This is a genomic window from Terrabacter tumescens, assembly GCF_014646815.1.
Taxonomy (GTDB): Bacteria; Actinomycetota; Actinomycetes; order Actinomycetales; family Dermatophilaceae; genus Terrabacter; species Terrabacter tumescens.
Window position 1 is genome coordinate 492,117 of sequence record NZ_BMNZ01000001.1, and the last position, 23,032, is coordinate 515,148.

The 23,032-nt window shown below is 71.9% G+C and carries 17 protein-coding genes; 12 read left to right on the forward strand and 5 right to left on the reverse strand.

The window, feature by feature from the left end:
• The first annotated feature begins 54 nt into the window (after positions 1–54).
• From IEY30_RS02310 to IEY30_RS02325, 4 genes are all read left to right on the forward strand, one after another.
• Entirely contained in the window at positions 55–3,999 is a 3,945-nt protein-coding gene (locus tag IEY30_RS02310; protein ID WP_052358265.1) for a DNA polymerase III subunit alpha, read from the forward strand.
• A 63-nt stretch (positions 4,000–4,062) separates the two neighbouring features.
• Positions 4,063–4,827, forward strand: coding sequence for a class I SAM-dependent methyltransferase (locus IEY30_RS02315; RefSeq protein WP_030146275.1), 765 nt, complete (start codon positions 4,063–4,065; stop codon positions 4,825–4,827).
• Between the two features lie 42 nt (positions 4,828–4,869).
• Entirely contained in the window at positions 4,870–6,129 is a 1,260-nt protein-coding gene (gene dinB, locus IEY30_RS02320) for a DNA polymerase IV (protein WP_030146274.1), read from the forward strand.
• A 75-nt stretch (positions 6,130–6,204) separates the two neighbouring features.
• Positions 6,205–6,603, forward strand: a complete 399-nt coding sequence (locus IEY30_RS02325) for an SCO2097 family morphological protein (RefSeq protein ID WP_030146273.1) — start codon at positions 6,205–6,207, stop codon at positions 6,601–6,603.
• 183 nt (positions 6,604–6,786) lie between these two features.
• Here the strand turns inward: IEY30_RS02325 and IEY30_RS02330 are convergent, their stop codons facing one another.
• The gene (locus IEY30_RS02330; protein WP_030146272.1) at positions 6,787–7,275 is read right to left on the reverse strand and encodes a DUF456 domain-containing protein; all 489 of its coding nucleotides are present in this window, start codon (positions 7,273–7,275) and stop codon (positions 6,787–6,789) included.
• Positions 7,276–7,343: 68 nt separating this feature from the next.
• Positions 7,344–7,568: a DUF7455 domain-containing protein gene (locus IEY30_RS02335; protein ID WP_030146271.1), complete on the reverse strand. Its 225-nt coding sequence runs from the start codon at positions 7,566–7,568 to the stop codon at positions 7,344–7,346.
• A 360-nt stretch (positions 7,569–7,928) separates the two neighbouring features.
• Here IEY30_RS02335 and IEY30_RS02340 point away from each other — a divergent pair, with 360 nt between their 5' ends.
• From IEY30_RS02340 to IEY30_RS02370, 7 genes are all read left to right on the forward strand, one after another.
• Positions 7,929–10,061: a DNA gyrase/topoisomerase IV subunit B gene (locus tag IEY30_RS02340; RefSeq protein WP_030146270.1), complete on the forward strand. Its 2,133-nt coding sequence runs from the start codon at positions 7,929–7,931 to the stop codon at positions 10,059–10,061.
• A gap of 422 nt (positions 10,062–10,483) precedes the next feature.
• Positions 10,484–11,494 carry an AAA family ATPase gene (locus IEY30_RS02345; protein ID WP_052358264.1) on the forward strand — a complete coding sequence of 337 codons (1,011 nt, stop codon included), beginning with the start codon at positions 10,484–10,486 and terminating at the stop codon, positions 11,492–11,494.
• 24 nt (positions 11,495–11,518) lie between these two features.
• Positions 11,519–12,406 carry a DUF58 domain-containing protein gene (locus IEY30_RS02350; protein WP_030146268.1) on the forward strand — a complete coding sequence of 296 codons (888 nt, stop codon included), beginning with the start codon at positions 11,519–11,521 and terminating at the stop codon, positions 12,404–12,406.
• On the forward strand, positions 12,393–12,872 hold the full coding sequence (locus tag IEY30_RS02355; RefSeq protein WP_030146267.1) for a hypothetical protein: 480 nt from the start codon (positions 12,393–12,395) through the stop codon (positions 12,870–12,872). The genes IEY30_RS02350 and IEY30_RS02355 overlap by 14 nt, the downstream gene beginning before the upstream one ends.
• Complete coding sequence (locus IEY30_RS02360; RefSeq protein ID WP_030146266.1) at positions 12,863–13,852, forward strand: VWA domain-containing protein; 990 nt, start codon at positions 12,863–12,865, stop codon at positions 13,850–13,852. The genes IEY30_RS02355 and IEY30_RS02360 overlap by 10 nt, the downstream gene beginning before the upstream one ends.
• Positions 13,849–14,859: a vWA domain-containing protein gene (locus IEY30_RS02365; RefSeq protein WP_156035040.1), complete on the forward strand. Its 1,011-nt coding sequence runs from the start codon at positions 13,849–13,851 to the stop codon at positions 14,857–14,859. The genes IEY30_RS02360 and IEY30_RS02365 overlap by 4 nt, the downstream gene beginning before the upstream one ends.
• Positions 14,856–15,719: a tetratricopeptide repeat protein gene (locus IEY30_RS02370; RefSeq protein ID WP_030146264.1), complete on the forward strand. Its 864-nt coding sequence runs from the start codon at positions 14,856–14,858 to the stop codon at positions 15,717–15,719. The genes IEY30_RS02365 and IEY30_RS02370 overlap by 4 nt, the downstream gene beginning before the upstream one ends.
• Before the next feature lie 22 nt (positions 15,720–15,741).
• On the opposite strand, the gene IEY30_RS02375 is transcribed toward IEY30_RS02370, so the two are convergent.
• From IEY30_RS02375 to IEY30_RS02385, 3 genes are read right to left on the reverse strand one after another with little or no spacing between them, the layout of a single operon-like run.
• Positions 15,742–17,004, reverse strand: a complete 1,263-nt coding sequence (locus IEY30_RS02375; RefSeq protein WP_030146263.1) for a ferredoxin family protein — start codon at positions 17,002–17,004, stop codon at positions 15,742–15,744.
• Entirely contained in the window at positions 17,001–19,541 is a 2,541-nt protein-coding gene (locus IEY30_RS02380) for a DNA gyrase/topoisomerase IV subunit A (protein WP_081920252.1), read from the reverse strand. The genes IEY30_RS02375 and IEY30_RS02380 overlap by 4 nt, the downstream gene beginning before the upstream one ends.
• Before the next feature lie 54 nt (positions 19,542–19,595).
• Positions 19,596–20,216 (reverse strand): nitroreductase family protein, encoded by a 621-nt coding sequence (locus IEY30_RS02385; protein WP_030146261.1) that lies wholly within the window; start codon positions 20,214–20,216, stop codon positions 19,596–19,598.
• A 55-nt stretch (positions 20,217–20,271) separates the two neighbouring features.
• Between IEY30_RS02385 and IEY30_RS02390 the strand changes: the two genes are divergently transcribed.
• The gene (locus tag IEY30_RS02390; RefSeq protein WP_081920251.1) at positions 20,272–22,971 is read left to right on the forward strand and encodes a bifunctional acetate--CoA ligase family protein/GNAT family N-acetyltransferase; all 2,700 of its coding nucleotides are present in this window, start codon (positions 20,272–20,274) and stop codon (positions 22,969–22,971) included.
• The last annotated feature ends 61 nt before the right edge of the window (positions 22,972–23,032 follow it).

Genomic DNA, 23,032 nt, shown 5'->3' on the forward strand with positions numbered 1-23,032 from the left:
ACGGGCAGCACGGCTGAGAGCTTCGTGCACCTGCACGTCGCCTCCGGCTACTCCATGCGCTACGGCACGGCCAAACCCCACCAGCTCGTCGAGCGCGCGGCCGCGTTCGGGCAGCCCGCTCTCGCCCTGACCGACCGCGACGGCCTCTACGGGGCGGTCAAGTTCGTCCGTTCCTGCATGGAGCACGACGTCGCCCCGATCTTCGGGGTCGACCTCGCCGTCGGGCCCGAGCAGCCCGAGCGCCACCGGCCTGTCCGCACCCCGGTCCGCGGTGGCGCGCTCGTCGACCCACGACTGCCTCGCGTCACGGTGCTGGCCCGCGGCAGCAGCACCGGTCTCGCTCCGGGCGAGGGATGGGCGGCGCTCTGCCGCCTCGTCACCGCGACCCACCTGCGCGGCGAACGCGGCAACCCCGTCACGACCGCGAGCCTCGTCGCCGAGCACGCCGGCGCGCTCGCGACGTCTCCCACGTCCTCGTCCGCCACCCTGTCCACCTCCTCTCCCATCACGTCGCCCACCACGTCGCCCACCGCGGCGGACGGTCGACGCTCAGAGTCCGGCGGACGGCATACGCCATCGGTGGCGGACGGCAGGCCCTCCCGTCTCGTCGTGCTCCTCGGTCCCGACTCCGACGTCGGTCGCGCGGTGCTCGCCAAGAGGCGCGACCGGGCGCGGGCGGCCCTCGAGCGCTGGGTGGCCCTGCTCCCGCGCGGCGCCGTCGTCGTCGAGGTCGTGTGCCACGGCGGGCCCGAGCACCAGCCCGGCAGCCTCGGCCAGGCGGCCCGCATGCTCGCGCTCGCCCGCGAGGTCGGCGTGCCGAGCGTCATCACGGCAGCGGTGCGCCACACCGACCCGCAGGACGCCGCCATCGTCGACGTCCTCGACGCCGCCCGCCGGCTCGTCGCCCTCGACGCGCGCCACCTCGACCGCGTCACGACGGCCGGGCACCTGTCGCCGACGCCCCTCATGCACGCGCTCGCCCTCGACATCGTCCAGGTCTCCGGGCCCGGTCTCGTCGGCGGCGGGGCGCTCGCCCGCGAGCAGGCGCGCGAGCTGCTCGCCCGCACCACGGCGCTCGCCGCCGAGTGCGTCCAGGACCCGCGGGCCGACCTCGGCATCGGCTCGGTGCACCTGCCCGAGCCGGGGGTGCTCGGCATCCGGCCCGGCACCAACCCGCACCGCGTCCTCGCACGCCGCTGCCGCGAGTCCATCCCGGCCCGCTACCCGGGCCGCACCGAGAGCGAGCTCGTCACCGTCAGCGACCGGCTCGAGGACGAGCTCGGGGTCATCGAGACCCTCGGCTACGCGACCTACTTCCTCACCGTCGCCCAGGTCTGCGACCTCATCCGCGAGATGGGGGTCCGGGTCGCGGCCCGCGGGTCCGGCGCGGGCTCGCTCGTCAACTACCTCCTCGGCATCTCCGGCGTCGACCCGATGCGGCACGGCCTGCTCATGGAGCGCTTCTGCTCGCCGCTGCGGGCCGAGCTGCCCGACATCGACATCGACGTCGAGTCGGCCCGGCGCACCGAGATCTACGAGCGCATCCTCGACCACTTCGGCGGCGACCGCGTCACCTGCGTCTCGATGATGGACACCTACCGGGTGCGCCACGCGATCCGCGACGCCGGCGCCGCGCTGGGGCTGCCGCCGCCCGAGATCGACGCCATGGCCAAGGCCTTCCCGCACATCGCGGCCCGCAACGTGCGCCATGCCCTCGCCGAGCTGCCCGAGCTGCGGGCCAGCGGCCTCGACGTGCCGCGGCTGCAGCTGATGTTCGACATCGTCGAGCGGCTCGACGGGCTGCCGCGGCACATCGCGCTGCACCCGTGCGGGGTCGTGCTCTCCGACTCCGTCCTGCTCGACCGCACCCCGGTCGAGGCGAGCTGGCTCGGCTTCCCGATGAGCCAGTTCGACAAGGACGACGTCGAGGAGATGGGGCTGCTCAAGCTCGACGTCCTCGGCATCCGCATGCAGTCGGCGATGGCCCACGCCGTGGCCGAGGTCGAGCGGGTCGACGGCGACCACGTCGACCTCGACGACGAGTCCCAGGTGCCCTTCGACGACGAGCCGACCTTCGAGCTCGTCCGGTCCACCAAGACCCTCGGCTGCTTCCAGATCGAGAGCCCGGGCCAGCGCGAGCTCATCGGCAAGTTCGGCCCGCGCACCTTCGAGGACCTCATCATCGACATCTCGCTCTTCCGGCCGGGGCCGGTCAAGAGCGACATGATCATCCCGTTCCTCAACGCCCGGCAGGGGTGGAAGGACCCCTCCTACCTCCACCCGACGCTCGTGCCGGCGCTCGAGGAGACCGAGGGTGTCGTCGTCTTCCACGAGCAGGTGCTGATGATCGTCGCCGAGACGACCGGCGTGACCCTGGCCCAGGCCGACGAGGTGCGCCGGGCGCTCGGCACCCCGGACGGCCAGAAGCGCATCGAGGCGTGGTGGCGTCCCGCGGCCCGCGACCGCGGCTACGCCCCCGACGTCGCCGACAAGATCTGGGAGGTGCTCAAGGCCTTCGCCTCGTTCGGCTTCTGCAAGGCCCACGCGGCGGCGTTCGCGCTGCCGACCTACCAGTCGGCGTGGCTCAAGACGCACCACCCGGCCGCCTTCCTCTCCGGGGTGCTCACCCACGACCCCGGGATGTACCCCAAGCGGCTCATCCTCGACGACGCCCGCACCTTCGGCATCGCGATCCTTGGCCTCGACGTCAACGTCTCGACCGGCGCCTACCGCTTCGAGCGCACCGACGACGGCGGCGAGGCCATCCGCCTCTCGCTCGCCGACGTCCACGGCATCAGCGAGGCCGAGGTCGCCCAGATCGTCGCAGGGCAGCCCTACTCGAGCCTCGCCGACTTCTGGCAGCGTGCCCACGTGTCGCGTCCCGTCGCCGAGAAGCTCGTGCTCGCAGGCGGGTTCGACTCGCTGCACGACATCGACCTCGGTGGCCCGTCCCGTCTCGACGAGAGCGGGACCGGCGTCGTGGGCCGGTCCCGGGGCGGTCTCGGCCGTCGCGGCCGGGTCACCCGGCGCGACCTGCTGCTCCACGTCGCCGAGCTCGACCGGTGGTCGTCCTCCCAGCGCTCGTCGCGCCGGTCCACCTCCCGGGTCTCGGCCGCGAGCCGGTCGGGCTCGACGCGGGGACGGGTCACGTCGGTCTCGGCCACCGGCGACATCAGGGCCCTCGCCGCCGCGCAGTCCCAGGCCTCAGCCGGCGCGCCCGAGCACCTCGCGACGCAGCTGACGCTCGACCTCGGCGACACCCCGCGCCTCTCCGCGACGAGCGGGCTGCCCGAGATGACCGGTCCCGAGCAGGTCCGGGCCGAGCTCGAGGTGCTCGGGCTCGACGCCAGCGGGCACGTCGTCGACTTCTACCGTCCGCTGCTCGACGCGCTCGGCGTCACCCGGGCGCGTGACCTGCTCTCCGGTCGCAGCGGGCGCGAGGTCCTCGTGGCCGGGGTCAAGGTCGCCACCCAGACCCCACCGATCCGCACCGGGCGCCGGGTCGTCTTCCTCACCCTCGACGACGCCACCGGCCCGTCCGACCTCACCTTCTTCGAGGACGTCCAGGGCCCGTATGCCGCGACCGTCTTCCACTCGTGGCTGCTGCTCTGCCGCGGGGTCGTGCGGCGCACCGGCCCGCGCGGCGTGTCGATCCGGGCGACCGGTGCGTGGGAGCTCTCGGCGCTGCAGGACGCGTGGACCTCCGGCGGGATCACCGCCGTGCGTGACGCGCTCGACGCCGCCGACCGCGCTGCCTGGGAGCGGGCGACCGCGCTCGCCGGAGCCGACGGGTCACCGGCCGGGGTCGGCGAGGGGCCCGACGGTCGACGGGTGCTCGTCCACGCGTCCGGTTTCAAGCAGTCCCCGTACGCCGACATCAAGCCGGCGGGCGAGGACGTCAGGGGTCCGCGGGGCACGAGCGGGCTCGTGCCCTCCGACACCGTGGGCGGTCCGCCACGCAAGCTGTGGCACGCGAGCCCGGGAAGCTCGGGGCACTAGGGTGAGGACGCACACGAAGCCCACGCAGCACCACGCGTACCACGTTCCCAGACGGAGGATCCCGTGCCCGACGAGCAGCGCCCCCAGCGACGTGGAGGGGTCCGGCCGTCGGCCGTCGTCTCGGCCGTGGGCCGCATCGCCGACGAGTGCAGCACTCACCTCGGCCGTCCGCTCGAGGTGCTCGACCTCGGCGGTGGCACCGGTGGAGTCGCCGTCCCGCTCGCCGAGGCCGGCCACCACGTCACCGTCGTCGACCCCAGCCCCGACGCGCTCGCCTCGCTCGCCCGACGGGCCCGCGAGGCCGGCATCGAGGGCCGTGTCACCGCCGTCCAGGGCGACGGAGACTCCCTGGGCTCCGTCCTGGCCGGTCGTCACGTCGACCTCGCCTGCTGCCACGGCACGCTCGAGTTCGTCGACGACCCCGCAGCCACGCTCCACGCGATCGCGGAGGCCCTCGGCGAGGGCGGCGTCCTGTCGCTGCTCGTCTCGGGCCGGCTGTCCGTCGTCTTCGCCAAGGCCATCGCGGGAGAGTTCGGCCAGGCCAGGGCCGCCCTCGTCGACCCGTCGGGCCGCTGGGGGAGCACCGACCCGCTGCCGCGCCGCTTCGACGTCGAGCAGCTCGAGTCCCTGCTCGCCGACGCCGGTTTCACCGACGTCCGGGTCCGGGGCACCAACATCCTCGGTCACCTCGTGCCGGCCTCGCTCATCGACTCCGAGGCGGACCGTGTCGCCCTGGCCGAGCTCGACGAGCTGCTCGTCTCCGGTCCCGGGCGCGAGTTCCTCCGCACCCTCGGCAGTGCCCTCCACGTCGTCGCCCGACGCGACTGACCGCGCCCGGGTGAGCACGTCGACCCGTCCGGCGGGCCGACGATGAGCCGCCGCCAGTTCACCGCGCCGACCCGCGGCAACGCCGAGCCGCCGGACGACACCGGCTGCACGGTCCTGCACGTCGACATGGACGCCTTCTACGCGTCCGCCTCGCTCATCTCGCGCCCCGAGCTGCGGGGACGCCCGGTCATCATCGGCGGGGCGAGCGGCCGCTCCGTCGTGCTCTCGGCGACCTACGAGGCACGCGCCTTCGGCGTCACCTCGGCCATGCCGATGGCCCGGGCCCAGCGCCTGTGCCCCCAGGCGGTCATCATCGAGCCGGACCACCGCCGCTACGCCGCGATCTCCGAGGCCGTCATGGCGACCTTCGCCACGATCACCGACAGCGTCGAGCCCCTCTCGCTCGACGAGGCCTTCCTCGACGTGTCGGGGGCCGTACGCCGACTCGGACGTCCCACGCAGATCGCCGAGCAGCTGCGCGACACCATCGCCGACGAGCAGGGCATCACCTGCTCGGTCGGGGTGGCCTCGACGAAGTTCGTCGCCAAGCTCGCCTCCACCCTCGCCAAGCCCGACGGGCTCATCGTCGTGCCCCGCGAGGAGGTCGTCTCGTTCCTGCACCAGCTGCCGGTCGGTGCGATCTGGGGCGTCGGTGACAAGACCGAGGAGCACCTGCACCGCCTCGGCCTGCGCACGGTCGCCGACCTCGCCCACACGCCCCTCGAGACCCTCCAGCGGGCCCTCGGCGACGTGGCCGGCCGCAGCCTGCACGACCTCGCGTGGGGGCGTGACCCGCGCTCCGTCGTGCCCGAGCGGCGCGAGAAGTCGATCGGCGCCGACGAGACCTTCGCCCATGACATCGACGACCCGGTCCGCATCCACCGCGAGCTGCTGCGCCTCGCCGACCGCACCGCTGCACGGGCGAGGTCGGCGGGGATGACGGGACGCACGGTCTCGATCAAGGTCCGCTTCTCCGACTTCACGACGATCACCCGGGCCAAGACGCTGCGCCACCACACCGACGTCTCGCGCGACATCTTCGCCACGGCGCGCGAGCTCTACGACCGCCTCGGCCTCCAGCGGGCGCGGATCCGGCTCGTCGGCGTCCGGCTCGAGGGCCTCGTGCCGTCGTCCGTCGCGCCCATCCAGGCCACCCTCGACGAGCCCGAGCACGGGTGGCGCGAGGCCGACCGGGCCATCGACCGGGCCAGTGCGCGCTTCGGTGCCGGATCGGTGCGTCCAGCGTCACTCATGCCTGATCGACCCTCGGGTTCCCAACGTGAGCGGCGCGACTTATCCTGAGGGAAAGAAGTCCGTGTCGGCCGTTTCCGACATACGATTCGGGCACCGTCGATTTCGCACCATGGGAGGTGCCGGGTGGCACTCTCGGAACACGAGGAAGCACTCCTCCAGCAGATGGAGGAAGCCCTCTACGCCGAAGACCCTCGATTCGCGTCGCGCATCGAGAAGACGAAGTCACGCGGCCTCGGGCGTGGGCGCGTCGTCGTGGGCGTCGTCGCCGGGGTGGCAGGCCTCGCGCTGGTCGTGTTCTCCGCGATGAGCAGCAACATCTGGCTCGGCGCCGGTGGCTTCGCCATCATGGTCGCCGGCATCGTCTACGCCATCACGCCGTCGAAGACCAAGCTCGCGGCCGTGAACAGCGACGGCACGACCAAGCCCCGGCAGGGCAAGGTCAAGGCGAGCGCCCCCAAGCAGGGCACGTTCATGGAGCGCCTCGAGGAACGCTGGGAGAAGCGTCGCCGCGACCAGTGGTGACGCCCCGCCGCTCACCCTGACTCACACTGACACGCAGCAGGACCCCGACGACCTGTCGTCGGGGTCCTTGCCGTTGTACGCGAGTGTTTCTGCCCTGGGGTGCCGACAGATGCGGTGCGCACGGCGTGTCCAGTAGGCCCCGTCGGCGACGGGTCGGCCCGGTTCGGTCGGGGTCGCTCCGGGTCAGGGGCGGGTGACGTAGACGGCCACGCCCCACGTCGCGATGATCGCGAAGGCGGTCCCGAGCTCGATGCCGATGTTGAGCATCACGGCCCGGATCGCGTGCGTGGTGGCGCGCCAGGCCGCAGCGTGCTCGCGGTGCTTGATGCGCTCGAGGAGGTAGACCGCGAGCACGAAGCCGAGCGGGGCTCCGATCACCGGGACGACGAAGAAGCCGACCACGGCCACCGCCAGTGCGACGGCGACGACCGCCCCGTCGACGCCGGCAGTCTTCATCCGGCGCCCGGGGAGGACGTACTTCGCGACGAGGCCCACGGCATACAACACCGTGGCCAGCCCGAGAACGAGCCAACCCGGCCCGTCCTGACGCTCGAACGCCCACACGAGCGTCGCCCCCCAGACCACGATGAGTCCCGGGAGCACCGGGACGACGATGCCGACGGTGCCCACGACCATCACGAGCAGAACGAGGACGTTCGTCGCGGTGATCACAGGGCAGTCGTCGGCAGCGTTCGAGTCAGGAGGTCAGGAAAGGGCCGGGTCGGAAGATCGCCTGGTGCTCAGCGTTCGTCCACGGGAGCAGAGCCCGGGATCTCGCTGAGTCGGTCCGTCTCGTCGCGGATGTCGAGAGCCTTGTCCTTCAGCGCCGGGAGGTGCTCCCGTCCGTGGTGCGCGCAGAAGAGCAGCTCTCCGCCGGAAACGAGGCGGGCGCGGATGTAGGCCTGAGCCCCACATCGGTCGCAGCGGTCAGCAGCAGTCAGTTCGGGTGCCAGTGCTGTCGTCATCGTATTTCGCCTCTTTCCTCCCTCGGGGGTTCCCCGGAGGGAAACCCTGCCATGTACCTACGACGCTCGAAGCGGTCCATCGGGTGGACCTCTCGTGCCTCGCGGACGTTCCAACAGTGAATCACGTGGAATCCTTCCCGACGGTGAGGCTCGGTCCATGAGACGCCCGTCGCACCAACATCGTTACGTGTCGGTGATTCGCCGCCGCCCGCGCGGCGGATGGTCGTACAGCTCACTCATACCCAGCGTGGTCGCGCAGCGTGCCTGTCGGGGACGGTCGGTGCTGGTGGCTAGGCTTCCCCTGCCAGCCCTCCACAGCCCGACCGCTGGCGGCTCCCGAGCGAAAGAGATCGACACACCGTGGCCTCCGCCTCCCGTCCTGCTCCCTCCGGCAACGGCGACTACACCGCGCGCCACCTCCAGGTCCTCGAGGGCCTCGAGGCCGTGCGCAAGCGTCCCGGCATGTACATCGGCTCGACCGACCAGCGCGGCCTCATGCACTGCCTCTGGGAGATCATCGACAACGCCGTCGACGAGGCCCTGGCCGGCGTCTGCACCGGCATCGAGGTGATCCTGAGCAGCGACGGCTCCATCGAGGTGCGCGACAACGGCCGCGGCATCCCCGTCGACATCGAGCCGCGCACCGGCCTGTCCGGCGTCGAGGTCGTCTTCACCAAGCTGCACGCGGGTGGCAAGTTCGGCGGCGCGTCGTATGCCGCCACGGGAGGCCTGCACGGCGTCGGTGCCTCCGTCGTCAACGCCCTCTCCGCCCGGCTCGACGTCGAGGTCGACCGCGCCGGCAAGACGTACGGCATGAGCTTCCGCCGCGGCGAGCCCGGCACCTTCACCGACCGGAGCCCGGTGCACTCCCCGGACTCCGAGTTCACGCCCTACGAGAAGAAGAGCGCCCTGCCGGTCGTCGGCAAGGCCAAGCGCGGCGTCACCGGCTCGCGCGTGCGCTTCTGGCCGGACCGCCAGATCTTCCTCAAGGACGCCGAGCTCGACTACGACGCCATCCTGGGCCGCGCCCGCCAGACCTCCTTCCTCGTCCCGGGCCTGCGTCTCGTCATCCGCGACGAGCGCCGCCTCAAGGGCACCCCCGGCGAGGAGGGCCCCATCGAGGAGGTCTTCCAGCACGACGGCGGCATCACCGACTTCGTCGAGTTCCTCGCGTCCGACACCCCGATCACCGACGTGTGGCGTCTCGAGGGGTCGGGCACGTTCACCGAGACGGTCCCCGTCCTCGACGTCAACGGCCACATGACCCCGACCGAGCTCGAGCGCGAGTGCGCCGTCGAGGTCGCGCTGCGCTGGGGCCAGGGCTACGACACGAAGGTCCAGTCCTTCGTCAACATCATCACCACGCCCAAGGGCGGCACTCACGTCACCGGCTTCGAGCAGTCCATCGTCAAGGTCTTCCGCAAGCAGATCGAGGTCAACGCGCGCCGGCTCAAGGCCGGCAACGACAAGCCGGAGAAGGACGACATCCTCGCCGGCATGACCGCCGTCGTCACGGTGCGTCTGGCCGAGCCCCAGTTCGAGGGCCAGACCAAGGAGGTGCTCGGCACCAACGCCGTGCGCGCCATCGTCGCCAAGGTCGTCGAGCAGGAGCTGACCGAGCGCCTCACGTCGACCAAGCGCGGCGACAAGGCCCAGTCGGCGCTGCTGCTCGAGAAGGTCGTGTCCGAGATGAAGTCGCGTATCAGCGCGCGGCTGCACAAGGAGACCCAGCGCCGCAAGAACGCCCTCGAGAGCTCCACGCTGCCCTCGAAGCTGCGCGACTGCCGCACGACCGACGTCGAGCGCTCCGAGCTGTTCATCGTCGAGGGAGACTCGGCGATGGGCACCGCCAAGGAGGCGCGCAACTCCGAGTTCCAGGCGCTGCTGCCGATCCGCGGCAAGATCCTCAACGTCCAGAAGGCGTCCGTGTCGGACATGCTGAAGAACGCCGAGTGCGCCTCGATCATCCAGGTCATCGGGGCCGGCTCGGGTCGGAGCTTCGACCTCGCCTCCGCCCGCTACGGCAAGGTCATCATCATGACCGACGCCGACGTCGACGGCGCCCACATCCGCACCCTGCTGCTGACGCTCTTCTTCCGCTACATGCGTCCCCTCGTCGACGCCGGACGCGTCTACGCGGCGATGCCGCCGCTGCACCGGCTCGAGGTGATCAACGCCGGGGCGAAGAAGAACGAGCTGATCTACACCTTCAACGAGCCGGAGATGCGCCGCACGCTCGCCCGTCTCGAGAAGTCGGGCAAGAAGATCAAGCAGCCCATGCAGCGCTACAAGGGCCTCGGCGAGATGGACGCCGACCAGCTCGCCGACACGACGATGGACCCGCGCCACCGCACCCTGCGCAAGGTCACCATGCGTGACCTCGAGGCCGCCGAGCGCGTCTTCGAGCTGCTCATGGGCAACGAGGTGGCGCCTCGCAAGGACTTCATCATCGAGTCCGCCGCCGAGGTCGACCGGGAGCGCATCGACGCCTGAGCGGAACCGTTCGACCCCTGCCGAGTGTCGGTGGGGTGTGGGGAGCGTCGGCGCGGCACAGCCTGCCGTGCTTACGATGTGTCCCTGCCGGCGCGACTCCCTCCGCCGGTACGCGTCGAGAAGGGGAATCGATGGTGGGCAACGTCAATGCCGAGGAGTCGGTCGCCGACGAGCAGACCGGCGGGTCCGCAGGCGTCGCTGAGCAGGACGGTGTCGGCCACGACGGTGTCGGCCACGACGGTGTCGGCCACGACGGTCTCGGCCACGACGGTCACGACCAGCACGGTGTCGACGGTGAGACCTTCACGGTGCGTCTGCCCGGCTCGGTCCCGGACGACGCCGTCGTCCCCGAGGAGCCCAGCCGGCTCTCCGGGTCGCCCGAGGCGCCGGACGACGACGTGGCCGTCGCCGGCATCGACACGGTGCCCGACCGCACGGCCCCGGCACCTGCGCGCTACCTGACCCCGGACGAGCTGCACTGGGCCGGCGAGACCGTCGAGGCCATCTCGACGGCGTTCGCGTCCAAGGTCGTCGGCCAGGCACGGCTGCAGGAGACGCTCCTCATCGCCCTGCTGACCGGCGGGCACGTCCTGCTCGAGAGCGTCCCCGGCCTCGCCAAGACGACCGCGGCGCAGACCATCGCCCAGGCCGTCGGCGGCCGGTTCCACCGCATCCAGTGCACGCCTGACCTCCTCCCGAGCGACATCGTCGGCACGCAGGTCTACAACCAGCACTCGGGCACCTTCGAGACCCAGCTCGGGCCGGTGCACGCCAACTTCGTGCTCCTCGACGAGATCAACCGCAGCAGCGCGAAGACCCAGTCCGCGATGCTCGAGGCGATGCAGGAGCGGCAGACCTCCATCGGCGACAAGAGCTACGCGCTGCCCGACCCCTTCCTCGTGCTGGCCACCCAGAACCCCATCGAGCAGGAGGGCACCTACCCGCTGCCCGAGGCGCAGATGGACCGCTTCATGCTCAAGGACGTCCTCGACTACCCGTCCCCGGCGGAGGAGGCAGAGGTGCTGCGACGCATCGACTCCGGCGTCTTCGTCACGGCGTCCGAGCCCGTCGTCTCCGTCGCCGACGTCAAGCGCCTCCAGGCCCTGGTGGGCCGCGTCTACATCGACCCCGCGATCGTCAACTACGTCGTCGGCATCGGCTACGTGACGAGGCACCCGCGGGACTACATCGAGCCGCGCCTCGCCGGCTACGTCGACTTCGGGGCCAGCCCCCGCGCGAGCATCGCGTTCACGAGCGCTGCCCGCGCCCGTGCCCTCATCGACGGGCGCAACCACGTCGTGCCCGACGACGTCAAGGCCCTGACGCACCGGGTGCTCCGGCACCGCGTGACGCTCGGCTTCGAGGCGGCCGCCGACGAGGTGGCCGTGGAGAGCATCATCGACGCGATGGTCAACGGGATCCGCACTCCCTGACCGGGAGCCGGACGAGGACGCGACATGACGACGACGCTGCTGACGCGGGTGAAGAGCAAGCTCTTCGTCCACGCGCGCCGCAAGTCACGCAGCCTGCTCGAGGGGGAGTACGCCTCGGTCTTCCACGGCCGAAGCCTCGACTACGACGACCTGCGCGACTACGTCCCCGGGGACGAGGTGCGCGACATCGACTGGCGCGCGACGGCGCGCCACCAAGCCCCGCTCGTCAAGCGCTACGTCGCGACGCGCAAGCAGAACCTCATGCTCGTCATCGACACCGGTCGCGGCATGGCGGCCACGACCCGGAGCGGCGAGCCGAAGAAGTCCGTCGCTATCGCGGCGGCGGGGCTCGTGGGCTACCTCGCCCAGCGTCACGGTGACCTCGTGGGCCTCGTCCGGGGCACGGCGGCGACGACCGTCGCCCACGACCTGCGCGGGTCGGAGGCCCATCTCGAGCTGCTGCTGCGTGCCGTCGACGCCGCGACGGTCCTCGACGGCGACCAGAGCAACCTCGCGACACAGCTGCGCTGGATCGTCCGGCACGTCCGGCGCCGCCTCGTGCTCCTCGTCGTGGCCGACGACAAGGAGCTCGACCCGACGCTCGACGAGCTGCTGCGCCGGCTGCACGTGCAGCACGAGATCCTGTGGATCACCGTCGAGGACGCGGACCCCACTGCGCTGGCCGGCGACCGGATGGCCTACGACGTCGCCGACACCTACACGCTCCCGACCCTCGTGCGCCTGGACCCGCGGGTGCGCACGGCCTATGCCGCATCGGTCGCCGAGCGCGTGCAGCGCACCGCCGCACTGCTCGACCGCCGCGGCATCAACCACGCCCGTGTCGGCTCGTCCGACGAGGTCGTGGCCACGGTCTTCGCCCTGCTCGAGAGGCAGCGCCGTGCCCGTCGCTGACGCCCCGCCGGGCTTCTACGCCCCCGACCCGTATGCCGCCCGGTGGCTGTGGATCGGCATCGGCATCCTCGCGCTCGTCGCCGCCTGGTACGCCTGGGTCTGGTGGTCGACCCGGGAGCGCAAGGTCGTCGTGCCGCCACGCGTGGCCCCGGACCGGCTGACGCGGCTGCGCGCGGACTACACACGGCAGATCGACCTCGTCCTCGCCCGCGCGGCGGCCGAGGAGATCAGTCAGCGCCGGGCGCACCAGCAGCTCAGCGTCCTCGTGCGCCACTTCGTCCAGGAGGTCTCCGGCATCGACGCGCCGACCATGACGCTGACCGAGCTCAACGCCAAGGGCTCGCGGCTCACGCCGGTGTCCGAGGTCGTCGGCACGCTCTACCCGGGCGAGTTCGGGCCGCGCGAGACGGCGACGCTCACCGGCGCCGGCACGGTCGCGAAGCAGGTGGTGGCCCGATGGAGCTGACCGGGCCGGACCTCAAGTGGCCGGGAGTCCTCGCCGTCGGCACGCTGCTCGCGGTCGTGATCGCGTATGCCGTGTACCGCCTCATGTCGCGCCGGCAGGCTCGCGCGTCGGCCGCGGTCGCCAACTCGAGCGCGCTCACCGAGCTGCCCGAGTTCCGCAGAGCACTGCGTCGACACCGGATCCGGATGGCGGTGCTCGCCGCGAGCGCCGTGCTCCTCGGGGGCGCGGCCCTCGTGGGCGCGGCGCGTCCGCTCGACACGACCGTCGACCGTCCGCAGAGCCGCAGCCGCGACATCATGCTGTGCCTCGACATCTCGGGCTCGATGGCCGCCTACGACGCGACGCTCGTGTCGACGTTCAAGACGCTCGTCCAGAGCTTCCAGGGTGAGCGCATCGGCCTCGTCATCTTCAACAGCTCGGCCGCGACGGTCTTCCCCCTCACCGACGACTACGACTTCATCAACGACGAGCTCGACTCGGCGGCTCGTGCGCTCACCGGCGACCCGGCATACGACTCCTTCTTCGCGGGCACCTTCAACGGCCGCGGCACCTCGCTCATCGGTGACGGGCTCGCGACCTGCGTCTCGAGCTTCGACAAGGTCGACCTCCAGCGGGCGCGCTCGCTCGTCTTCGCGACCGACAACCACCTCGCCGGACGACCCATCATCGACGTCGACGAGGCGGGCGCGCTCGCCAAGGCCAAGGGGGTGCGCGTCTACGGGCTCAACCCCGAGGAGGACGGCGCCGACCAGGAGGCCACCGACATGCGCGAGATCGTCACCGGCACGGGTGGGCGCTACTACGCCATGAGCGACCAGTCGGCGATCAAGGGCATCGTGGACTCCGTGCAGGCCCAGGAGGCGACGCTCATCGACGCTGCCTCGCGCTCGCTCTACTCCGACAACCCGACCCTGCCGATCACGCTGGCCGGGCTGGGCCTGGTCGGCGTTATCGGCGCCACGAGGCGGTGGGCGTCATGAGCCTGCTCCCCGTCGGCCCGTGGCCGGTCCTGCTCGTCCTGGTCGTCGCTGCGCTGGCAGCCGTGTGGTGGAACCCGTCGTCGCGCTCGCTGCCGGGGGAGTCGCGGGCCACCCACTGGCGGCTCACCGCCGCGGTGCTGCTGCTCGGCGCGGCTGCACTGCGGCCCGCCGTCCCGGGCGAGCAGGTCGACACGAGCGCCGCCAACCTCAACGTCTACTTCGTCGTCGACACGACGAGCAGCATCATCGCCGAGGACTACGGCGACGGCAGGCCGCGCATCGAGGGGGTCTCGTCCGACATCTCGGCCATCGCGGCCGCCCTGCCCGGAGCGCGCTACTCGGTCGTGACGTTCGACCAGGATGCGCGCGTGCGCCTGCCGCTCACGACCGACACGACGGCGCTCGACGCGGCGGTGCAGACGCTGCTGCCGGAGTCCTACGAGGTCTCGCGCGGCTCCTCGGTGACCGAGGCGGACGCCCGGCTCAAGACGCTGCTCCAGCAGGCCGACGCCCGCACCCCGGAGCGCGGGCGGGTCGTCTTCTACCTCGGCGACGGCGAGCAGACGGCGGCCGACCCACCGGCGCCCTTCGACATCGACAAGCGGCTCATCAACGGCGGCGCGGTGCTCGGCTACGGCACGACCGAGGGCGGCCGGATGAAGGCCACCCGCTCGCGGTTCGACACGAGCAGCGACTACATCAAGGACCCCGCCACGGGCGAGGACGCGCGCTCGGTCGTCAGCGAGGACACCCTGCGCACCATCGGCGACCAGCTCGGCCTTCGCTACGTCCACCGCGAGGCCGGTGACGCGATCGGGCCGGCCGTCGACGGCATCGACCTCGAGCGGTTCGGCACGAGCGAGCAGATCGAGAAGCAGAAGGTCATGGCCCGGCGCGAGCTGTACTGGCCGCTGCTCATCGGGGTGGCCGGCATCGCCGCCTGGGAGCTCGGAGCCGGCATCACGGCCCTGGTCCAGACCCGTCGCCGGAAGGAGACGAGCGCATGACCCTCCTCGACGATCGCTCGGCCCGGGCCGACCCGGCGGCCGACGGTGACGGCGCCGCCGGGACGGGCGTCCACGGGCGTCTGCGTCTGCGCCGCCGTGGCCGCCGGCCCCTGCCGCCCCACCTGCGCCGTCGTCGTCGGCGCCTGCTGCTCGCCTCCGCGCCGGTCGTCGTCCTGCTCGTCCTCGTGGCCGCGCGCCTCGTGTCGCTCAACCTCGTGCACGCGCAGACGCTCGACGCCTACGAGGCCGGCGACAAGCCCCGGACGCTGCTCTGGGGCGAGCGCCAGGGCTGGGTCAACGTCGTCGAGCAGTTCCGTTCGCCCTTCGCCATCGGTGACGCCCACGTCCTGTCGGGGCACTTCGAGCTGGCCCGGCCGTGGTTCGAGCAGGCGTTCGAACAGGTGCCCAAGGGCGGCATCGACGACTGCAAGGTGCGCGTCAACCTCGGCCTGACGTACGAGGCGCTCGGCGACGCCGCCAAGGCCCGTGAGCGCACGGACGAGTGGAAGCAGTACTACGACAAGGGCATCACGATCACCAAGGAGCGGCCGCCCGTGTGCGAGGCGCCGGAGGGCGGCCAGACGGGCGACCAGCTGCAGCAGGCACAGCAGCGGATGGAGCAGAAGAACGCCGACGCGCCGCCGAAGGACGAGCCGCAGCCCGACCAGCCGCAGCCGGGCCCGAGCCAGCCCGCGGACCCGCAGCCCGATCCCGGCAACACCCCGAGCCAGCAGGAGCAGGACTACCTCAAGGAGCAGCAGCGCCAGAACACCATCGAGCGCAACCAGCAGCAACAGCAGCAGGGTGGCGACGACACGGTGCCCGGCGACAGCTCGCAGACCGTCCCCAAGCCGTGGTGACCGCGGCGGAGCGCGTCCTCGCCTAGAACCACGCCTCGAGGATCGAGGCTCGGTGCTCCATCACCTCGATGGCCTTCTTGCCGCACGACTCCGGCCGGGTGCGACCGACCGGCTCGCGCGTGACACCGACCCGCCAGCGGCGCCCGTCGGCGTGCGTGACGATCACCTCCCAGCCCTCGTCCGACGCCTCGGGCTGGTCGGCCCAGAGGGCGGCGATCCGGGTCTCGCCCGTCTCGGCCCTGACGTGCGACTCCGCACACTGGGAGACGCCCGGGACGCCGGAGCGCCCGCGGTCGTGCAGCGGACCGAGCAGCTCCGCCGGCAGGTGCCCCGACTCGCTCGCGGCGAGGACCCACTCCGAGGCGGGCTCGTCGAGGCGCGCGAGCGTCTGACCCCAGGGGAGCAGCACCGCGGTCGGCGCGAACCGGTGGCCGCCCGTGTGCGAGACCTCCCAGGCCCGCCCGGGCGCGACCCGAGCCGCGTGGGCTGCGAGCGGACGCCCGCGCACCGCGCAGCAGACGTCACGACGTCCGTTGGTGCACACGAGCAGGGTCGGTGCAGTGGGGCGTGAGCCGAGGAGCGAGGCCTGGACGAGCGCCTGGCTGCCGCGTGCCAGGGCGCCCCAGTCGAGACCGAGCAGGTCCCCGACGTCGTCGACCTCGGCCGTCAGCAGCCACGCCTCGTCGGGACGGGCGCCGGCGTGGGCGACGAGCACGTGACGCGGCCCGTCGTGCGCCGGGTGGCCGCCGGGACGACGGACGAGCATGAAGCGCCCTCCCGCTCGGCTCGTCCGGGCGTCCAGCTCGGCCCCGAGGTCGCGGTCGAGGTGGGACTCGCGGGCCGCGTCGCGTCCCCAGGGCCCGGGCTGCTCGACGCAGACGAAGAACCGGGCCGTCGCGGCGGTGCCGTAGGCGCTCGTCCCGTCCTGGTCCCACTGGACCGAGCAGGCATCGGTGGCGGGCGTGCCGTACCCCGTCGTCGCAGGGTGCTCGGCGTGCTCCGTCGGCTCAGCGTGTTCAGCGTGTTCGGTGCGCTTCTTCTCGGCGGCGGGTTCGACGGCCTCAGAAGACTCGGCGGACGTCGTGGCCTCCGCAGGGGCAGCCGAAGGAACGGACGGCTCGTCCGCGCCCGCGGCTCGCTCCTGGTGCGCGTCGTCGGCCGGCACGTCCGACGCGCCGGTGAGGGCGTCGACGACCGAGTTCACCGTCGCCGAGGCGGCCGCCCCGGCTGCGGCGGCTGCCGCGGCGGCCCGTCGGGCTGCCTTCGCGCCCCCGGACGGGCTCATGCGCCGTCCCCGTCCGTGCTGCCGTCGCTGGCGCCGGCTTCGGGGGCCGCCGAGCCGTCGGTGGGCGCGCCGCCGGAGGAATGGTTGGCTGCCGGGGGACCGGCGACGTGCGCGATGACCGCGGTCATCGCCACACCGGAACCGTCCCGACGCCCATCGGCTACAGGCAGCTCGATGGCGACGCCGTTGGCGGCCGCGGCACGGGCGGGGGTGTTGCCCGCGAAGGCGAGCACGAGGGTGTCCTCGCCCCGGAGGAACCGGTGGCACCGGACGCCTCCGGTCGCGCGTCCCTTGGCGGGGTACTCCGCATACGGCGTCACCTTGAGCGAGCCGCCCTCGGTGCCCGGGAGGGCGCCCGAGGAGCCGGAGGAGGTGACGACGACGCCGTCGCGGGTCGGGTCGACGACACCGAAGAAGACGACGCGCCCGAAGCCCCCCAGCTTGATGCCGGCCATGCCACCGGCCGAGCGGCCCTGTGGGCGCACGGACTTCGCGGGGAATCGCAGCAGCTGTGCGTCGCTCGTGAGGAAGACGAGGTCGAGGTCGTCACGGTCGGCGACGGCGGCCCCGACGACCCGGTCGCCGTCCTTGAGGCTGATGATGTCCCAGTCGTTGCTCTTCGGAGCGTCCGGCGTGACGCGCTTGACGACACCGCTCGCGGTGCCGAGCGCCACGACGGGCGCGTCCGCACCGATCGGCACGATGGTCAGCGGCTCCTCGCCCTTGCCGAGGTCGACGTAGGCAGCGAGGGGGGCGCCGCCGGAGAGGCTCGGCGCGCCGTTGGTCGGCGGGAGCGTCGGCAGGTCGAGGGCCGAGAGGCGCACCACCCGGCCGGCGCTCGTGACGAGGCCGAACTCGCCGCGGGCGGTCGTGCGCACCGCGCCGATGACGACGTCGTGCTTGGAGCGCGACCCCTCGGCGGTGATGGGCTCGGCGGTGCCGGTCCGGGCCAGCAGGCCCGTCGAGCTCAGCAGCACCCAGCACGGGTCGTCGGCGATCTCGAGCGGCGAGGACGCGGTGGCCGTCGCGCTGACACCCGAGCTCTCGAGGAGCACGGTGCGGCGCGGTGTGCCGTGCGCCTTGGCGACGTCGGCGAGCTCGGTCGAGACGAGCTTGAGGAGCAGCTTCTCGTTCTCGAGCAGGGCCCGCAGCTCCTCGATGGCGCGCTCGAGCTCGGACTTCTCGTTCTCGAGCTCGATGCGCGAGAACTTCGTCAGGCGGCGCAGCTGGAGGTCGAGGATGTAGTTGGCCTGCAGCTCGGAGAGGTCGAAGACGTCCATGAGCCGCGCGCGGGCGGTCGCGGCGTCGTCGGAGCTGCGGATCACCTGGATGACCTCGTCGATGTCGACGATGGCGATGAGCAGGCCCTCCACGAGGTGCAGTCGCTCCTCGCGCTTGGCCAGCCGGTGCGCGGTGCGGCGCCGCACGACGTCGGTGCGGAAGTCGACGTAGACCTTGAGCAGCTCCTTGAGCCCCATGGTCCGCGGCTGGCCCTCGACGAGCGCGACGTTGTTGATGCCGAAGTTCTCCTCCATCGGCGTCAGCTTGTAGAGCTGCTCGAGGACGGCGTCGGGGTTGAAGCCGTTCTTGATCTCGATGACGAGGTTCAGACCCTGCGTGCGGTCGGAGAGGTCCTTGAGGTCGGCGATGCCCTGCAGCTTCTTGCCCTGGACGAGGTCCTTGATCTTGTCGATGACCTTCTCGGGCCCGACGAGGTAGGGCAGCTCGGTGACGATGATGCCCTTGCGGCGCGGGGTGATCGACTCGATGCGCGCCGTCGCCCGGGTGCGGAAGCTGCCGCGGCCGGTGAGGTAGGCGTCGCGGATGCCCTCGAGTCCCACGATCTTGCCGCCGCAGGGCAGGTCGGGCCCCGGGACGAACTTCATGAGGTCCTCGAGCGAGCACGTCGGGTTGGCGATGAGGTGCCGGGCGGCGCCGATCACCTCGACGAGGTTGTGCGGCGGCATGTTGGTCGCCATGCCGACGGCGATGCCGGCCGCGCCGTTGACGAGCAGGTTGGGGTATGCCGCGGGCAGCACTCCCGGCTGCAGCTGGGTGTCGTCGTAGTTGGGGACGAAGTCGACGGTGTCCTCGTCGAGTCCCGCGACCATGAGCAGGGCCGCGTTGGCCATCCGCGCCTCGGTGTACCTCGCCGCGGCCGGGCCGTCGTCGAGCGAGCCGAAGTTGCCGTGGCCGTCGACGAGGGGCAGCCGCAGCGTGAACGGCTGCGCCATGCGCACGAGGGCGTCGTAGATGGCCTGGTCGCCGTGCGGGTGGTACTTGCCCATCACCTCGCCGACGACGCGCTGGCTCTTGACGTGGCCACGGTCGGGGCGCAGGCCGAGCTCGTTGGCGCCGTAGAGGATCCGGCGCTGGACAGGCTTCAGCCCGTCACGTGCATCGGGCAGGGCCCGGCTGTAGATGACGCTGTAGGAGTACTCGAGGAAGGCGTTCTGCATCTCCTCCTCGACGTCGATGCCGACGATCTTCTCCTCGAAGTCCTCCGGTGGAGGCGGGGGGGTCTTTCCACGGGCCATGCCGGGTGGTGCTCCTTGCCTAGCGGGTCAACGCCCCATCATCGCGCAGGGCCCTCACGCGTTCTCACCTGCCACGCCGAAACGGCCCCAGTGGGCCACCTCGCGACCGGTGCGCCGGTGGCGACGCAGGCTCGGGCTCCGAGGTCCCGGGACGGCATACCCGATCGACACGACGCCGACGATCGTGCGCGAGGCGGGGACGTCGAACGCCTCGTGGACGGCCGTGTGCCGCTCCGGCGGCACGCCGAAGAAGAGGCTGCCGAGGCCCTCGTCGGTCGCGGTGAGCAGGATGAGGAGCGAGGCCATGCCGGTGTCGACGTCCCAGTAGGGGACGGGCCAGCGCGCCTCGTCCCGGTCGGTCCACCCCTTGTCGGGTGCGGCGTAGCGGTCGAGGTAGGCGTCCTTGTGCGAGAGGCACAGCACGAGCACGGGTGCCTTGCGTATGCCGTCCAGCCACCTGTCGGGGGCCGCGCCCGGTTCCGTGGTGGCCGTCCAGAACGCGTCCCGCTCGGCCGCCGTGCTGAGGACGACGAAGTCCCAGCCCTGGCTGAAGCCGGCGCTGGGAGAGCGGACGGCGTTGGCGAGGCAGCGCTCGACGACCTCATGGGGGACCGGTCGGTCGGGGTCGTAGCGGCGGACCATGCGTCGGGAGCGGACGACGTCGGTGAACTCCATGCGCACAGACTCCCATCTCCCGGGGTCGCCGGGCCGGGCGTGACACCATGACCCCATGGAGGGTGGCGAGCTCGGCGACGACACCGGCGCCATGGAGCGCGTGTCGGCGCACTCCACGGGTGCTCCGGTCGAGTGGGAGGCCGACGTCGTGCTGCGCGACGGCACGGTCGCGCACGTGCGTCCCATCACGCCCGACGACGCCGAGGGCATCCGTCACTTCCACAGCCTTCAGTCCGCCGAGTCGATCTACCTGCGCTTCTTCGCGCCGCTGCGCGAGCTGAGCGACCGCGACATCCACCGGTTCACGCACGTCGACCACCACGACCGCGTCGCCCTCGTGGCCACGCTCGACGGCGAGATCATCGGGATCGGCCGCTACGACCGGATCGACCCGAGGTCGGCCGAGGTCGCCTTCAACATCTCGGACCACTACCAGGGCAAGGGCATCGGCTCGGTCATGCTCGAGCACCTCGCCGCGATCGCGCAGGAGATGGGCATCAACAGGTTCGTCGCCGAGGTGCTGCCGCAGAACCGCAAGATGCTCACGGTCTTCAAGGAGGCCGGCTACGAGGTCACGCACCACATCGAGGACGGCGTCGTCGAGGTGTCCTTCGACATCTCGCCGACCGAGCAGAGCAAGGCCGTCCAGCTCTCGCGCGAGCACCGCGCCGAGGCCCGGAGCATGCACACGATCCTCTTCCCGGAGCGGGTCGCGATCATCGGCGCGAGCCGGCGCGAGGAGTCGATCGGGGCCCTCGTCATGCGCAACATCCTCGCTGCCGGCTACCAGGGCGAGCTCTACCCGATCCACCGGGTGGCCGAGCAGATCCAGGGCGTGCCGGCCTACCCCTCGATCCACGACGTGCCCCACCCGGTCGACCTCGCCATCGTCGTGGTGCCCGCTGCGCAGGCCGTCGACGTCGTCAAGGACTGCGGCAAGGCCGGGGTCAAGGCGCTCTTGGTCCTGTCGGCCGGCTTCGCCGAGGCGGGCGAGGAGGGGATCCGCCTGCAGGAGAAGCTCCGTCGCCGGGTGCGCCGCGCCGGCATGCGCATCGTGGGTCCCAACAGCTTCGGGATCGTCAACAACGACCCGGCGGTGCGGCTCAACGCCACGCTCGCGTCAGTCATCCCGAGCAAGGGCCGGCTGGGCCTGTTCGCGCAGAGCGGCGCGCTCGGCGTCGCCGTGCTGGCCTCGGCCGCGCGGCGTGGCCTGGGCATCTCCGTCTTCGCCTCCGCCGGCAACCGGGTCGACGTCTCCGGCAACGACCTCATGCAGTACTGGATCGACGACCAGGAGACCGACACGGTCGGGCTCTACCTCGAGTCGATGGGCAACCCCCGCAAGTTCTCGCGCATCGCCCGGGCGCTCGCCGCCGTCAAGCCGGTCGTCGTCGTCAGCTCGGGCGTCTCGAGCTTCGCCGCCCCGCCCGGGCACCGCACGCGCGTCACCAACGTGCCGCCGCAGGCCTTCCGCGCGCTGCTGCGCCAGGCCGGCGTCATCCGCGTCGAGAACGTCCACCAGCTCTTCGACGTCGCGCAGCTGACCCTCCACCAGCCGCTGCCCAAGGGGGACCGGGTCGCCATCGTCGGCAACTCCGACGCCCTCGGTGCGCTGAGCGCCAGCGCCTGCCTCAGCTGGGGCCTGAAGGTCACCCACGGGCCGGTCTCCCTGCAGCCGCAGGCGTCTGCCGAGGAGTTCGCGGCAGCCCTCGACGCAGCGTTCGCCGACCCGGAGGTCGACAGCGTCGTCGCGGCCTTCATCCCGCCTCTCGTGACCCCGGACGAGGAGGTGCACATGGCCGTGCGCAACATCGTCGCCGATTACGAGAAGCCCTGTGTGGCAACGTTCCTCGGCATGCGCGGCGTGGGCGACGGACTGTCCTACGAGCAGGGTGGCGTGCGCCGCTCGGTGCCGGCGTACTCCATGCCCGAGGACGGCATCCGCGCGCTCAACGCCGTGACGCGGTATGCCCTGTGGCGCCAGCGCGACCGCGGCACCCCGGTGGCTCCCGTGGGTATCGACCGGCTCCGTGCGGAGTCGCTGATCGAGGGCTACCTCGCGGGCAGTCCCGAGGGCCGCGCGCTGACGCGCGAGGAGGCGCGCGAGCTGCTCAGCGCCTACGGCATCCGCGTGTGGCCCGCGGTGGAGGTCTCGGGAGTCGACGCTGCGGTCGCGGCCGCGACCGAGCTGACGTTCCCCGTCATCCTCAAGTCGACGTCGCCGGTGGTCCGCCACCAGCCCGGGCTCGTCGGGGTCCGCGGCGACCTCGTCGACGCCGAGGCGGTCCGCGACGCGCACGCCTCGCTCAGCCAGCGTCTCGGGCCCCTGGGCGCCGACCGGTTCGTCGTGCAGCGCATGGCGGTGCCCGGCGTCTCGTGCGTGATCCGTGCGAGCGAGGACCCGCTCTTCGGCCCGGTCGTCAGCTTCTCGGTCGCCGGACCGCCCACCGAGCTGCTCGGCGACGTGGCCCACCGCATCCCGCCGCTCACCGACGTGGACGTCACCGACCTCATCGACGGCGTCAAGGCGGCGCCCCTGCTGAGCGGCCACCGGGGAGCGGCGCCCGTGCACCGGGCGGCGCTCGCCGACCTCATCGCCAGGCTCTCGGTGCTCGCCGACGACCACCCGGAGCTGTCGTCGGTCGAGCTGAACCCCGTCAACGCGTGGACGGGAGGCGTCGACGTTCTCGGTGCCGAGGTCGTCGTGCGTCCTGCGCTCGTGCGCAAGGACCCCGGCCGGCGGCGGATGACCTGACGCGTATGCGACGGGTTGCTGAAGAGGAGAGCTGACCGGGACTGTCGGCCAAGGCTGTGGG

What these genes read in the sequence shown, in the direction of transcription:
- IEY30_RS02310 (WP_052358265.1), top strand. Translation starts at nt 55, where the DNA reads ATGCGCTACGGCACGGCCAAACCCCACCAGCTCGTCGAGCGCGCGGCC.
- dinB (WP_030146274.1), top strand. Translation starts at nt 4,870, where the DNA reads ATGAGCCGCCGCCAGTTCACCGCGCCGACCCGCGGCAACGCCGAGCCG.
- IEY30_RS02335 (WP_030146271.1), bottom strand. Translation starts at nt 7,568, where the DNA reads ATGACGACAGCACTGGCACCCGAACTGACTGCTGCTGACCGCTGCGAC.
- IEY30_RS02350 (WP_030146268.1), top strand. Translation starts at nt 11,519, where the DNA reads ATGACGACGACGCTGCTGACGCGGGTGAAGAGCAAGCTCTTCGTCCAC.
- IEY30_RS02360 (WP_030146266.1), top strand. Translation starts at nt 12,863, where the DNA reads ATGGAGCTGACCGGGCCGGACCTCAAGTGGCCGGGAGTCCTCGCCGTC.
- IEY30_RS02365 (WP_156035040.1), top strand. Translation starts at nt 13,849, where the DNA reads ATGAGCCTGCTCCCCGTCGGCCCGTGGCCGGTCCTGCTCGTCCTGGTC.
- IEY30_RS02370 (WP_030146264.1), top strand. Translation starts at nt 14,856, where the DNA reads ATGACCCTCCTCGACGATCGCTCGGCCCGGGCCGACCCGGCGGCCGAC.
- IEY30_RS02375 (WP_030146263.1), bottom strand. Translation starts at nt 17,004, where the DNA reads ATGAGCCCGTCCGGGGGCGCGAAGGCAGCCCGACGGGCCGCCGCGGCA.
- IEY30_RS02380 (WP_081920252.1), bottom strand. Translation starts at nt 19,541, where the DNA reads ATGGCCCGTGGAAAGACCCCCCCGCCTCCACCGGAGGACTTCGAGGAG.
- IEY30_RS02385 (WP_030146261.1), bottom strand. Translation starts at nt 20,216, where the DNA reads ATGGAGTTCACCGACGTCGTCCGCTCCCGACGCATGGTCCGCCGCTAC.
- IEY30_RS02390 (WP_081920251.1), top strand. Translation starts at nt 20,272, where the DNA reads ATGGAGGGTGGCGAGCTCGGCGACGACACCGGCGCCATGGAGCGCGTG.